The 12,936-nt window shown below is 75.4% G+C and carries 9 protein-coding genes; 3 read left to right on the forward strand and 6 right to left on the reverse strand.

All coding sequences use genetic code 11. The features are described from left to right. Positions 1-240 precede the first annotated feature (240 nt). Complete coding sequence (locus ABZY20_RS35640) at positions 241-2,424, forward strand: hypothetical protein (RefSeq protein ID WP_356447426.1); 2,184 nt, start codon at positions 241-243, stop codon at positions 2,422-2,424. 60 nt (positions 2,425-2,484) lie between these two features. Here ABZY20_RS35640 and ABZY20_RS35645 read toward each other — a convergent pair whose 3' ends face one another. The 4 genes from ABZY20_RS35645 to ABZY20_RS35660 all read right to left on the reverse strand — a co-directional run bounded on the left by ABZY20_RS35645 (position 2,485) and on the right by ABZY20_RS35660 (position 7,387). Further along, entirely contained in the window at positions 2,485-4,629 is a 2,145-nt protein-coding gene (locus ABZY20_RS35645; protein ID WP_356447428.1) for a xanthine dehydrogenase family protein molybdopterin-binding subunit, read from the reverse strand. Beyond that, complete coding sequence (locus ABZY20_RS35650) at positions 4,626-5,630, reverse strand: xanthine dehydrogenase family protein subunit M (RefSeq protein ID WP_356447430.1); 1,005 nt, start codon at positions 5,628-5,630, stop codon at positions 4,626-4,628. The genes ABZY20_RS35645 and ABZY20_RS35650 overlap by 4 nt, the downstream gene beginning before the upstream one ends. Beyond that, positions 5,627-6,157, reverse strand: a complete 531-nt coding sequence (locus ABZY20_RS35655; RefSeq protein ID WP_356447432.1) for a 2Fe-2S iron-sulfur cluster-binding protein — start codon at positions 6,155-6,157, stop codon at positions 5,627-5,629. Before ABZY20_RS35655 ends, ABZY20_RS35650 begins: the two co-directional genes overlap by 4 nt. Positions 6,158-6,250: 93 nt before the next feature. Continuing rightward, the gene (locus ABZY20_RS35660; RefSeq protein ID WP_356447433.1) at positions 6,251-7,387 is read right to left on the reverse strand and encodes a hypothetical protein; all 1,137 of its coding nucleotides are present in this window, start codon (positions 7,385-7,387) and stop codon (positions 6,251-6,253) included. A gap of 400 nt (positions 7,388-7,787) precedes the next feature. Between ABZY20_RS35660 and ABZY20_RS35665 the strand changes: the two genes are divergently transcribed. Then, positions 7,788-9,002, forward strand: a complete 1,215-nt coding sequence (locus tag ABZY20_RS35665; protein ID WP_356447435.1) for an FAD-dependent oxidoreductase — start codon at positions 7,788-7,790, stop codon at positions 9,000-9,002. Positions 9,003-9,092: 90 nt separating this feature from the next. On the opposite strand, the gene ABZY20_RS35670 is transcribed toward ABZY20_RS35665, so the two are convergent. Next, the gene (locus ABZY20_RS35670; RefSeq protein ID WP_356447479.1) at positions 9,093-10,964 is read right to left on the reverse strand and encodes a rhamnogalacturonan lyase; all 1,872 of its coding nucleotides are present in this window, start codon (positions 10,962-10,964) and stop codon (positions 9,093-9,095) included. A gap of 361 nt (positions 10,965-11,325) precedes the next feature. Between ABZY20_RS35670 and ABZY20_RS35675 the strand changes: the two genes are divergently transcribed. Beyond that, on the forward strand, positions 11,326-12,066 hold the full coding sequence (locus tag ABZY20_RS35675; protein ID WP_356447481.1) for a GNAT family N-acetyltransferase: 741 nt from the start codon (positions 11,326-11,328) through the stop codon (positions 12,064-12,066). 39 nt (positions 12,067-12,105) lie between these two features. Here the strand turns inward: ABZY20_RS35675 and ABZY20_RS35680 are convergent, their stop codons facing one another. Beyond that, positions 12,106-12,765: a DNA alkylation repair protein gene (locus tag ABZY20_RS35680; protein ID WP_356447482.1), complete on the reverse strand. Its 660-nt coding sequence runs from the start codon at positions 12,763-12,765 to the stop codon at positions 12,106-12,108. Between the last annotated feature and the right edge of the window lie 171 nt (positions 12,766-12,936).

Genomic DNA, 12,936 nt, shown 5'->3' on the forward strand with positions numbered 1-12,936 from the left:
CCTCCTCCCGGCGTGCCGTGACACGGGGTGTCCCTAGCTGGATTCCCGTTTCCGGCGGCTGTATTGCCGCCGGGGCAGGACATGTCGGCGAGTCGGCGGATTTTGCCGTGCCGGCGGTCATCCCGGTGGCTCACCCGAGTGGCACGGTGTGACGCGGGCGCCTAGTAATGGTCAGCGTAACGTCGCTCGTCACACGACGGGGGGCGCAGGAGCGGCCGCACTCTTCCCTTGGAGGCGAGTATGACCACCTGCTCTTCATCACCCCGCTCGAACGAACCCGCCATACCGAACGAGCCGAACGGGTCCGCCCAGCCGTCCGCCGAGACAACCGCCGCCACCGGCACGCACGAGGTGGAGCAGACGAGCACGCAGCCCACCACCCCCGGCACGCACCGGACGGGCCAGACCCCCGCCGCCCCCGGCACCGCCCCCTCGGACGGGGCCCGTGCGCCGGTCACCGGGCCCGGCCCGGACGAGGCGTACGCTCCCACCGCCGCCTCCGCGGCACCCCGGCCGGACCAGGCCCCGCCCGCACCGGCCTCCGCACCCGGCCAGGCCCCGACGAGGGCGCGAGACGCTCCCACCGCGACGAACCCGGCGTCCCAGCGCGCCGCACCGCCCGGCCAGGACTGGCCGGATCCCGTGCACCCGCACCCGGCCCCGCCCGCCCAGGACTGGCTGGACCTCGCTGAGGCCCGCCCCCTGGCGCCCACCGCCGACCGGACGAACCCCGCCCCGCCCAAGCCCACCCGCGCGTCGCCGTCCGGCCCGGCCGAGGACGCGCGAACGGCCGTGCCCGCTGAGGACGACGACACCGAGCGGCCTGCCGATCACCGCCCGGGGGAGACCCACCGGCCCGGGGATGCACGGCCCGGGCAGGCCGACGGGCCTTCCGATTCCCGCCCGGACGATGTGCACGCGCCTACCGCCTCCGGCCCGGAGAGGGTCGAACCGTCCGCCGACGCCCGGGCGGAGGAGTCGTCCTCGCTTGCCAACTCCCGTCCCGGGGAGGCGAAGTCGTCCGGCGGGCCCCGTCGGGAAGGTGCGTTCCGGCCCGCCGATCCCCGTCCGGGAGAGGCGAAGGCGCCCGCCAACACCCGCCCGGCGGGGGTAGATCCGTTTGCCGAGTCCCGCCCGGCGGAGGCAGATCCGTCTGCCGGCTCCCGCCCGGTGGAGGCGTCCTCACCCGCCAACTCCCGTTCGGCACAGGCGTCCCCGCCAGCCAACTCCCGCTCCACGCAGGCGAACCAGCCCACCGGCTCTCACCCTGACGACACCCACCGGCCGACCGCCCCCTCCTCCCCGGCGGCGGACCGGTCGGCCGTCGTTCCCGGTGCCTCCGGTCCGGGTGGCGGGGAGCAGCCCGTCGCCCGGCCGTTCGTCATTCGCTCCCTCGACGACAACCCGGTCGAGCTCAGGCCCGGCGCCGGGCCGGCCGGTGGTGCGCCGTACGGTGACGCGGTCAGCGACCTCGTGCACGCCGCCGTGGCGGACCGGCCGCTGGAGGAGGTCGTCGACCTCATCACCTCGCTGGAGGAGTCGCCCGACCACACCCAGGCGAGGGTCGACGCGCTGCGCACGGCCGGGGTCACCCGGCCCGTCGAGGACGTGTCCCGGCTGATCACCCTGCTGACCCGGCCCCCGCGAGACGCCGCGTGCGCGGACGAGGCCATCCGGGCCGCCGCCGCCCACCGCCCGGTGGAGGAAGTGACCCGGCTGGTGACCCTGCTGCACAAGGAGCCGCAGGAGCCCCACGTCCGTGAGGAGGCACTGCGGGCGGCCGCCACCGGCCGGTCGGTCGGGGAACTGGTCGAGCTGATCGACCGCCTCGGACTGGAACGCCTGGACCCCGACGGCCTGCCGTCCGGCGGCACGTCGGGCCCGTACGGCGGCGGCGCCGAGCCCGAGTCGTCCGAGCGCCGCGGCGCCCGCACGGCGCACGCCGCTGGGACGCACCGCACACTCGACGCCCCCCGGGCCGAGACCGACCACCGTTCCGGTGGCCGGTTCTCCCGGTCCGTGTCCTGGTCGGGGTGGCTCGCGGCCCTGGCCCTCGCGGTGTGCGCGGTGACCCACTTCCCGCTCGAACGCGGCGACGCGTCCCTGCGGCTGCACGCGTTCGCCCTGGGCCTGTCGGTGCTGTGCACCGTACTGGCCCTGCTGCTGGCCCTGCGCCCGGTGGCGCTGGTGCTGGCCGGGGCGGTGCTGGTGCCCACGGTGCTGGCCGGGGCCCAGGCGTACGGGAGTTCCTTCCCGTCGGCGTCGCTGACCCGGGCCGTCGACCTCGCGCTCGCCCCGCCGTGGCTCGCCGCCACAACCGCCGTGTGCGCGGCACTGCTGGCCCTCGTCGCGCTGGTCTTCCGCGCGCTGGCGCCCATCGCCGCCCGGCAGTGGGAGCCCGAGGCGCGCCAGACCGCGGAGTGACGTCCTGCGGCTGCCCACCGGACCGGACCCGCTCCCGGCGGGTCCGGTCCGGCCCGTGTGCTACGCCCCGGTGCCGAGCAGCCCGGCGAGCACCCGGTCCGGCGTGAGGGGGAGTGCGCGCAGGCGGATGCCGGTGGCGTGATGCACCGCGTTGCCGATCGCCGCCGCCGTCCCGACGATGCCGATCTCCCCGATGCCCTTGCTGCCCATGGGGTTGAGATGCGGATCGTCCTCGTCCAGCCAGTGGGCCTCGATCCCGGTCACGTCGGCGTGCGCGGGCACGTGGTACGACGCCAGGTCCGACTCGGCGAAGTCACCGAACGCCGCGTCCATCGTGCTGCCCTCGGTCAGTGCCATGCCCAGGCCCATCGTCATGCCGCCGACGAACTGCGAGCGCGCGGTGCGGGCGTTGAGGATGCGCCCGGCGGCGTACACCCCGAGCAGCCGCCCGACCCGCACCTCGCCGGTGACCGTGTCCACGGAGACCTCGGCGAAGTGCGCCCCGAAGGCGTGCCGCGCCCAGTCGCTCTCCGTCCGCGCCACGCCCTTCGTGTCGGCGCGGGCCTCCAGTCCCGGCCCGGGCAGCGGACCCGTGTGCCCGGCCAGCTGCCGCGCCAGCCGGGTCCCGGCCTCGTGCACCGCCCAGCCCCAGGAGGCGGTGCCCGACGAGCCGCCGGCCAGCGGCGCCGACGGCAGTTCCGTGCTGCCGACCTCGACGGCCACCCGCTCCAGCGGCACGCCCAGGGCGTCGGCGCCGATCTGCGCGAGCACGGTCCGGGCGCCCGTGCCGATGTCGGTGGCGTTGATCCGCACCAGGAACGTGCCGTCGGGCCGTGCGCGGACCGCCGCCGTGGACGGCCCGACCATGACGGGATACGTCGCCGCAGCCACACCCGTACCCCGCAGCAGCGGTCCGTCCCGGCGGGAGCGCGGCCGGGGGTCGCGGCCGTCCCAGCCGAAGCGCCGGGCACCCTCGCGCAGACACGCGACGAGCTGCCTGCTGCTGAACGGCTTGCCGCTGTCGGGCTCGACGTCCGGCTCGTTGCGGACGCGCAGCTCCACCGGGTCCATGCCGAGTTCCGTGGCCAGCTCGTCCAGGGCGGACTCCAGCGCGTACATGCCGGGGGCCTCGCCCGGCGCCCGCATCCAGGACGGCGACGGCACGTCCAGCGCCGCGACCCGGTGCACCGTACGCAGGTGGGGCGCGGCGTACATCACGCGCGCGGGCACCGCCGCCTGTTCCACGAACTCCTTGATGCGCGAGGTGTGCGTGGTGACCTCGTGCGTGAGGGACTCCAGCCGGCCGTCGGCGCCGGCACCGAGCCGCAGCCGGTGCAGCGTCGGGGCGCGGTGCCCGACGACGGCGGCCAGGTGGCGGCGCGGCAGCGCCACCGTCACGGCACGCCCGGTCCGCCGGGCCGCCATCGCGGCGAGCACCACGTCGGGCCTGGGCGTGCCCTTGGAGCCGAAACCGCCCCCGACGTGCTCGGCGTGGACGACGACCCGGTCCTCGGGCAGGCCGAACAGCGCCGCCAGCGCGGTCCGGACGGCACCGGTGCCCTGGCTTGAGGTGTGCACGACGAGCCGGCCGTCCTCCCAGCGGGCGGTGCTGGTGTGGGGCTCCATGGGATGGTTGTGCAGCGGCGGCACCCGGTAGGCGACGTCGACGCGCACGGCCGAGGAACCGAACGCCCCGTCGGGGTCGCCCTGTTCCCGCACGGCGGGATGACCCCCGTTGGCCTCCTCGGGCACGTACACGCCCGGGTGCGAGGCGCCGAGCACCACGTCGTGCTCCTCGGTGTCGTAGCGGACCCGTACGGCACCGGCCCGGGCCGCCTCCAGGGTCTCGGCCACCACCAGGGCCACGAACCAGCCGCGGTGCGGCACCCGCGGGTCCTGGAGCACGGCGAGCGTGGGGTCGTCCGGCTCCGCCAGCCGCGGCGCGTCGCCGGGGGTGAGCACATCGAGGACACCGGGCACGGCCAGCGCGGCCGCCGTGTCGACACCGCTCACCCGGCCCCGGGCGACGGCCGCTGGCACGGGCCAGGCCTGCGCCCGGCCTGGCACGGGGTACTCGGCCGCGTAGCGGGCGGCGCCGGTGACCTTCTCCCGGCCCTCCCGTCGCTCGGCCGGGGCTCCCACACTGCCGCCGGATGTCTCCCGCCCTTCCCGGCGCCCGGCCTGGGCCTGCTCACCGCTCGTCATGAGGCCCTCCTCGCGGGGCTCGCGTCCGTGAGCCGGGACAGCACGTCCACGGCCAGGTTCCTGGCCAGCGGCACCTTGTAGGCGTTGTCCCGCAGCGGCTGCGCCGCGGACAGTTCCAGCTCGGCGGCGTGCTCGAACGCGGCGGCGGTCGGAGCCGCGCCCACCAGCGCCTCCTCGGCCCGCCGGGCCCGCCAGGGCCGGTGCGCCAGCGCCCCGAAGGCGATCCCCGCATGGCCGATCACACCGTCCTCCAGCCGCAGCACGACGGCGACGGACGCGAGGGCGAAGGCGTAGGAGGCCCGGTCGCGGGCCTTGCGGTACGCCGACGGCAGCCCGGCGGTGGCGGCCGGGAGCACCACGCCGGTGACGAGCTCGCCGGGCCGGATCTCGGTGTCCTGCTCGGGCCGGTCGCCGGGCAGCCGGTGGAAGTCCGCCGCCGCGACACTCCGGGCACCCTCGGGCCCGTACAGCTCCACCCGCCCGTCCAGAGCGGCCAGCGCCACCGCCATGTCCGACGGATGGGTGGCGACGCAGTGCGGGGAGTGACCCAGCACGGCGTGGTCGCGGTGCACGCCGTCCCGCGCGCCGCAGCCGCTGCCCGGCTCGCGCTTGTTGCACGGCTTGGACAGGTCCTGGAAGTACGGGCACCGGGTGCGCTGCAGCAGGTTCCCGCCGGTCGTCGCCGCGTTGCGCAACTGCCCCGAGGCACCTGCGAGCACCGCCTGGGACAGCGCCGGGTACCGGTCGCGGACGAGGGGGTGGGCCGCGAGGTCGCTGTTGCGGACCATCGCCCCGATGCGCAGCGCGCCGCCGGGCAGTTCCTCCACCGCGTCCAGCGGCAGCCGGGTGACGTCGACGAGGGCGGTGGGCGTCTCGACGCCGAGCTTCATCAGATCGACGAGGTTCGTGCCCCCGCCGAGATAGCGGGCCCCGGGGCGGGAGGCGTACGCGGCCGTCGCCTCCTCGACGCTCCCGGCGCGGACGTAGGCGAACTCCCTCACGCGATCACGTCCCGCACGGCCTCGGCGATGCGCGGGTAGGCACCGCACCGGCACAGGTTGCCGCTCAGCCGCTCGCGGATCTCCTCCTGGCTCAGCGGCACCGGCTCACCCGAGGGCGCCGCCGGGTCGGTGACGTGCGAGGGGTGACCGGCCGCGGCCTCGGCGAGCACGCCGGCGGCGGAGCAGATCTGGCCCGGGGTGCAGTAGCCGCACTGGAAGGCGTCGCGCTCCAGGAAGGCCCGCTGCAGCGGATGCAGCTGCTCCCCGTCGCCCGGCAGGCCTTCGATCGTCGTGACCTCGCAGCCGTCCAGGGCGACCGCGAACAGCAGACAGCTGTTGACGCGCCGCCCGTCCACCAGGACCGTGCAGGCGCCGCACTGGCCGTGGTCGCAGCCCTTCTTGGCGCCGGTGAGGTCGAGGTCCTCCCGCAGGAGGTCCAGCAGGACCCGCCGGTGGTCGACGGTGAGGGTGTGGGGTTTGCCGTTGACGCGGAGCGTCGTTTGCGAGTGGTGCTGGTCGTTGCCCATGCGTGGTGGACCTTTCCCGGGCGGGCCGTGATGCCGTACGCACCCGCGTATCCACCAGACCGCGACCGACACGTGCCCCGGACGCGGAAGCCGCTACGGCTCCGACGTCACCTGCCGGGCCCCGCTGCCCTGCGCCTCCGGGGACTGGGCCGCGGGGCGCCTGGGCTTGAGGCGTTCGAAGGTGCGGGTGAGCTGCTGCAGCGGGGACGCGGCGGGCGGCCCCGCGGACGGCGCTCGCACGGGCGCGGTCGCGGCGGACTCCTGGAAGGCGGCCAGGGCCTCGTGGGCCCGTTCGGCGGCCTCCCGGTACAGGTCACGCGACTGCGTCATGGCCTCCAGCGCCTCGGCGTACATGGCCACCAGCGCGCGCTGGCGGTCCAGCTCCTCCTGGAGCGTCAGCAGGTGCCAGTCCTCCCGCAGCGCGGTGAGGGCGTCCTCGGCGCCTTCGGGCAGGGGCCGGGGCAGGGCGGCGAACCGCTGGACGGCGTCGACGAGGTCGGCGGGCTCCGAACCGTCGAGGAAGACCGCGCGCACGGAGAAGTCCCGGGCGTCGTAGCCCTCGGGCGCCGGGGTGCCGGGCAGGACCACGGCACCGCCGCGCGGCACCTCCACACCGGTGTCCCGCAGCGCCCAGTTCAGGCCCCGCAACTGCTGCGGGGCGGCGCGGTGCTCCACCACCCGGTGCCGCAGCCCCGGCGGCAGCCAGCGCACCAGCGGCACCCGGCCGCGGTCGTCGGTGGTCATCGCCTCGTGGACGACCACGTGGATGTGCCATCCGCCCCGCACCGCGCCGCGGAGCAGGCGCCGGGTCTCCTTGTCGTCCTGGGGGAGCGGGTTGATGCGCTCCGGGGACAGCCGCGTCTCGGCGTCCCGGTCCCAGGCGAGGCCGGTCCCGTCCGGCCAGAACAGACCGGCGGGGGAGGGCCACGCGTCGCGCCAGGGCTGCTCGGCCTCGGCGACCAGGAGCCACTCCGGCGCGTCACCGGGGGCGAGGCTCAGCCGGGCGCGCACGGTCACCTCGCCGTCGACGCGCCAGCGGGCCTCGAAGACCCGCTCCGACGGGTCGGTCCGGTCGTCGGGCAGCTCCAGGAAGTCGTCGATGTCCTGGCTGTCCTTGCGCTGCTGGAGCGAGCGCCGGAGAACGTCTTCCGCGGCTGTGGAGGCGTGGCGGCCGCGCGCCAGCCACACGGTGGCGGGTGTCACGGGGCGGACGGTGGTGGAGGTCGACATGGATCCATCTGTGAGCGGGGGCACCTGTGCCTGTCAGTATCGTCACCGCAGGCCGGTGGGCTTGAGCCGGGGTCACGCAGCACCTACCCAGGCTGCGCCGACCCATGTGGGGGCGGGGCCGGGCGGTGCGGCGCACATCCGTGCGACCAGCGCGCGGGTGCGGGCGCCCGGGCCGTGCCGGCGGCGCGCGGGACGTGCGCCACGCGCGCGGGGTGTGCGCGGCGCGCGCATATCGGCGGATCGCACTCGTGGCCCGTCCGGTACGCGGTCCCGACAATGGTGCGCACGAGCAGGGCCCGCCCACCATCCGCATCGGGGCGGGTCCTGCTCGCTCCCGGAGCGTCCCTGCCGCCGCCTTACAAGCTCGTGACTTCCTTCACGAGCGAGGGGGACAGGACTCATGGGCAAGGCGGACGTGCTGGTCGTCGGCGGCGGTGTGGTGGGGGCCTCGGTGGCCTGGCACCTCACCCGGCTGGGGCAGGACCGGGTGACGGTCGTCGACGCACGGGAGCGCGAGGTGCTGCCGGGGGCGACCGGGCTGGCGCCCGGCCTCGTCGGCCAGCTCAGCGCCACGGCGGAACTGGCCGAGCTGGCCAAGGACAGTGTCGCCACCTACCGCGACCTCTCCCGTTCCGCGCCGGAGCCGCTGTTCTGGCAGGTGGGATGTCTGGAGGTCGCGACCAGCGCCGCCCGCCTGGAGCGGGCCCACCAGGACGTCGAGCACGGGCGGAGCCTGGGGATCGAGGCCCGGGTGGTCGACGCCGCCGACGCCGTGGCGATGGCCCCGGCACTGGTCGACGCCGAGCGGGCGCTGGGCGCCCTGCACATCCCGTCCGACGGTGCCGCCGACCCGGCCGCCCTCACGCACGCGCTGGTCGCCGCCGCCGAGCGGGGCGGCGCCCACTTCCGCTGGAACACGCCCGTGCGGGCCCTGGAGCGCGAGAACGGCCGGGTCGTCGGTGTCCGCGTGGGCGAGGACGGCGCACTGATCGCGGCCGACCGGGTCGTGCTGGCCGCGGGCATGTGGGGCCCGGTGCTGGCGGCGGAGGCCGGGGTGCGGCTGCCCATGGTGGCCGTCCAGCACCCCTACCTGTTCACCGCCGAGGTGCCCGGCCTCGACGACACCCCTGTCGACGCCCCGATCGTGCGCTACCCCGACCACCTCGTCTACACCCGCCGCCACGGCCGCCGGTACGGCCTCGGCACCTACTCCCACCTTCCGCTCCCGCTGACGCCCACGCGCACCCTCGTGTCGGCCGAACAGCCCTTCCGGGAGGCCGACTTCGGTGCCGCCCTGGCCGAGGCGACGGCGCTCGTCCCGGCGTTCCGGGAGACGGCCCACGGCCGCAGGCTCAACGGGGTGTTCGCCCTGACCCCGGACGAACTCCCGCTCGTCGGCCCCGCCCCGGCCCTGCCCGGCCTGTGGTTCGCGGAGGCGTCCTGGGTGACGCACGCCGGTGGCGTCGGCCGCCAGCTGGCCGGCATGCTCCTGGACACCGGCGACCACCTCGTCCCCCCGGACCGGCTGGCCCCCGACCGCTTCGCCGACTGGAGCGACGAGAAGATCCACGAGACCGCGCTCGGTCACTACCGGGGCATCTACGACGCGCACTGAGACCGCGCCGGCCGGCAGCGGCCGAGGCGGCTCGTGCCCTCCTGCGGCCGCACGCGGGAGGACACGAGCCGCCGGCCCGGGGCGGGCGGCTCAGGGGGTGTAGACCGCCGGGCGGGGCGCCGTCCCCATGCCGGCGCCAAGGAAGAAGCTCGGGTGCGGGGGCTGGTTGTAGGCGGTGTTCTGCCAGGCCAGGGCCGCGCGGTACTGGGTGTCGTGGAGCAGGGTCGTGATCTTCGTCGTGGTCTCGTGCGGGGTGGCGTAGATGCGCAGGGCCGTGTTGTCACTCGTGCGCCAGACGACCTCCTCGCGCCAGTCGCCGAGGATGTCGCCCGAGAGGACGGGGGTCGCCTTCGTGCCGTTGTTGGAGGAGACGCCCGAGCCGGTCAGCAGCCGGGTGTCGCCGGACGTGCCGTACTTGTCGATCCGGGTGCCGTCGAGCAGTTCACGGACCGGGTCGCCGTCCCACCAGGACAGGAAGTTGACGCTGGACGGTTCGCGGCCCAGGGAGGCGCCGGTCGCCGAGCGCAGGGTGGTGTCCGCGGCGGACCAGGCCTCGGCGCCCGGGCTGCCGGCGTGGACGTCGGCGGCGACTCCGCGGCCGTTGTCCGAACCGGAGGCCGTCTGCCAGAGGATCTGTCCGGTGCGGGCGTCGGCCATCCAGGAGCCCGGCTTGCTGGAGTCCTCCGAGACCTTGAAGTACTCCAGGCCCGCGCGGGACGGGTTGAGGTCGCCGACGTGTCCGGCGTCGCCGTGGCCCAGCCTGGTCGTCCACAGTCCGCTGCCGTTGTCGTCCACCGTCATCGCGCCGTAGACGATCTCGTCCTTGCCGTCGCCGTCCACGTCCGCGACGGACAGGCTGTGGTTGCCCTGGCCGTCGTAGCCCCTGCCGCTGTTGGTCGAGGAGGAGCTGTCGAAGGTCCAGCGGCGGGTGAAGGAGCCGCCCCGCCAGTCCCAGGCGGCGACGACCGTGCGGGTGTAGTAGCCGCGCGCCATGATCAGGGAGGGGCGGGCACCGTCGAGGTAGGCGGTGCCGGCCAGGAACCGGTCGACGCGGTTGCCGTAGCTGTCGCCCCAGGAGGAGACGGTGCCGCGGGACGGGACGTAGTCGACGCTCTGCATCGCCCTGCCGGTGCGGCCGTTGAACATCGTCAGGTACTCGGGGCCGGAGAGGACGTAACCGCCGGAGTTGCGGTGGTCGGCGGAGGAACTGCCGATGACGGCGCCGGTGCCGTCCCGTGTGCCGTCGCTGGTCCTCATGGCGACCTCGGCCGAGCCGTCGCCGTCGTAGTCGTAGACCTGGAACTGCGTGTAGTGGGCGCCGGAGCGGATGTTGCGGCCCAGGTCGACACGCCACAGCCGGGTGCCGTCCAGCTTGATGCCGTCGACGACGGTGGTGCCGGTGTAGCCGGACTGGGAGTTGTCCTTGGCGTTGGTGGGCTGCCACTTCAGCACCAGGTCGGGGGCGCCGTCGCCGTCCAGGTCGCCGACGGAGGCGTCGTTGGCCTCGTAGGTGTAGGCGACCCCGTCGGGTGTCGTACCGCCGGGGGGCGGGGAGATCGGCACGTCCTTGTAGCCGGTGCGGAACTGGATCGCGTGCACCGAGTCGCCCTGCTCGATGCCGTCGACGACCGCGCGGACGGTGTAGTCGGCATGGGACGGGGCGCCGGAGTGGAAGTAGTTCGTGGAGCCGGTGACCGGCGTCGCGTTGACCTTCGTACCGGCCCGGTAGACGTTGAAGGCCACGTTGCCGGGGTCGGTGCCGAGCCAGCGCCAGCTGACCAGGTTGCCGCTGCCGGTGGCGACGCTGACCACGCCCCGGTCGAGCTCCTCGACCTGCCGGGCCGTGGCGGCCTGCGCGGACGGCGGCAGGGCGACGAGTGCGGACAGGGCCAGCGCGGCGGCGCTCATCCCGGCGGTCAGCCGGCCGCCCGGCCGGCGGGATGCTCTCCGGAGCCGTGACATGAGGCGCGCACGCCGGTGGGGGTCGGTCACGGGGGCCTCCGGGGTGTGGGGGGCGTGGAGGGTGTGGGAACGCTCCCACGAGGAGGCAGAGTAGGAAGCGGCTGATTCCTCGTCAAGGATTCTGTCGCTTCTGCTGTTTGTCCCTGCGCGGAACCGTGAGTTCTCGCGGCTGACGGATGGACAGCCGGGCACCGTACCCCAACACTTCCGGTGCCCCGGTCGCCAACTGCCTGGAGCGGGCCGGTGCCGCCCGGGCCACCCGGCTGCTGCTGCCGGGACCCGACTACGATGGTCCGCCGGCATGCGACGCCGGTCCCGCACCGGCCGGTCCCGACGCGCAGGGCAGGAGAGACGCAGCATGATGACGGGTGTCCGCGACGCCGTAGCCCTCGACGACCCCGTGGGGGAGTCCCTGCGCGGTCGCCACGCGCATCTCGCCCGCCGGCACGGCACCGCCGCCGCCTATCTGCCCGAGGTCGCGACCTTCTGCGCGCTGCCCGCCGAGGCCGGTGCCACGCAGTGGGCCGACCTGGCCGCACTGCTCGGACCGGGCGCGCTCGCCGACCTGTTCAGCTCCCCGGCGACGCCGCCGTCCGACTGGGAGCCGGTGTTCGTCCTCGAAGGCCGCCAGATGATCTGGACGGGCGACGGCAGTCCGGACCCCGCCTCGGCGGAGCCCGTTTCCGGCATCGTCGAACTGGGCGCCGAGAGCGTCCCCGACATGCTGGACCTCATCGAGCGGACCCGGCCGGGGCCCTTCCGGCCGCGCACCCGCGAACTCGGCACCTACCTCGGCATCCGCGACGGCGGCGCGCTGGTGGCGATGGTGGGGGAGCGGCTCCGGCCTCCCGGGTGGACCGAGGTCAGCGCCGTCTGCACCGCCCCCGAGGCCCGCGGGCGCGGCCACGCCGCCCGCCTGCTGCAAGCGGTCGTCGCGCGCGTCGTGGCCCGGGGCGATCGTCCCTTCCTGCACGTCGCCGAGGCGAACACCGGAGCGATCGCCCTCTACGAGCGGCTGGGCTTCGAGACCCGCAAGGCCGTGACCTTCCGGGGCTTCCGCACGCCGGGCAGCGCCACGGCCGCCGCGAGCGCAGCGCTGTAGACGTGCGCGCCCCGCCCGTGGGCTGCGCCGGCTGATCGTCTAACGGCCGGCCCCCGCCCCGCCGTCCCGCCGGCGCACCATCTCCTCGATCCAGACGGGGGCGAAGGGAGAGGTGCAGCCCGGGGACGTCGGGTAGTCCTTGAGCACCTCCAGGCGCTCGCCGATGGCGATCGCGCGGGCGCGGTGCCCGGCGTGCCCGATGCCGATCCGGGCCAGGCAGTGGTTCATCGCCCACTGCAGCCGCTCCGGGGCGTCCTTCATCTCCGCCTCGATGACGTCGAGCAGCCCCGGCAGGTCGAGACCCCCGGGCCTCTTCGCCACCCGCTCGGCGGTCAGCGCCCAGCCGGCGGCGGCGACCACCGGATCGGGGTCGGCGGACCAGGCCACCCGCAGCTCCTCGGCGTGCGGGCTCTTCTTCACCACGTAGTTCACGAGCCAGTCGTGCACCTTGGGCGTGCGTGCCTCCCGCAGCATGGCGTCCAGCCGGTCGCGCGCGAACGCCTTCGGCCGGCAGATCAGCAGCGCCAGCAGCCTCGCCGCGCTGTCCCCCGTCTCCCAGAGCCCGCACGCGAGGTCCTGCCGCGTCTTCAGCCGTTTCGCGAGCGCGCGCAGTGCGCCGAGGTTCACCCCGTGGTCGTCCCCGTGCCGCTCGTGCACCGCCCGCGCTCCCGGGTCCTCGAGCGCGGCCAGCTCGGCCATCACCTCGGCGACCGTGGTCCCGTCCTCCGTCGTCCCGGCCACCCTCGGCCTCCTTCCCTCTTCGCCGGCCCCGATTGTCGGCGGTGCCCGTACTGGCGCGGTGGGTCCGGTGAGGGCAGCGCGGCCGGGGCCACTCGGCGGAGGCGGCGCGGGCACTGCGCGACCGGGGCC

Source organism: Streptomyces sp. NPDC006624 (assembly GCF_040611555.1).
Lineage (GTDB): Bacteria > Actinomycetota > Actinomycetes > Streptomycetales > Streptomycetaceae > Streptomyces.

Bases quoted from the DNA above. Each gene is read 5' to 3' on its own strand.
- ABZY20_RS35665 (WP_356447435.1), top strand. From the start codon at position 7,788: ATGGGCAAGGCGGACGTGCTGGTCGTCGGCGGCGGTGTGGTGGGGGCC.
- ABZY20_RS35645 (WP_356447428.1), bottom strand. From the start codon at position 4,629: ATGACGAGCGGTGAGCAGGCCCAGGCCGGGCGCCGGGAAGGGCGGGAG.
- ABZY20_RS35640 (WP_356447426.1), top strand. From the start codon at position 241: ATGACCACCTGCTCTTCATCACCCCGCTCGAACGAACCCGCCATACCG.
- ABZY20_RS35670 (WP_356447479.1), bottom strand. From the start codon at position 10,964: ATGTCACGGCTCCGGAGAGCATCCCGCCGGCCGGGCGGCCGGCTGACC.
- ABZY20_RS35675 (WP_356447481.1), top strand. From the start codon at position 11,326: ATGACGGGTGTCCGCGACGCCGTAGCCCTCGACGACCCCGTGGGGGAG.
- ABZY20_RS35655 (WP_356447432.1), bottom strand. From the start codon at position 6,157: ATGGGCAACGACCAGCACCACTCGCAAACGACGCTCCGCGTCAACGGC.
- ABZY20_RS35660 (WP_356447433.1), bottom strand. From the start codon at position 7,387: ATGTCGACCTCCACCACCGTCCGCCCCGTGACACCCGCCACCGTGTGG.
- ABZY20_RS35680 (WP_356447482.1), bottom strand. From the start codon at position 12,765: ATGGCCGAGCTGGCCGCGCTCGAGGACCCGGGAGCGCGGGCGGTGCAC.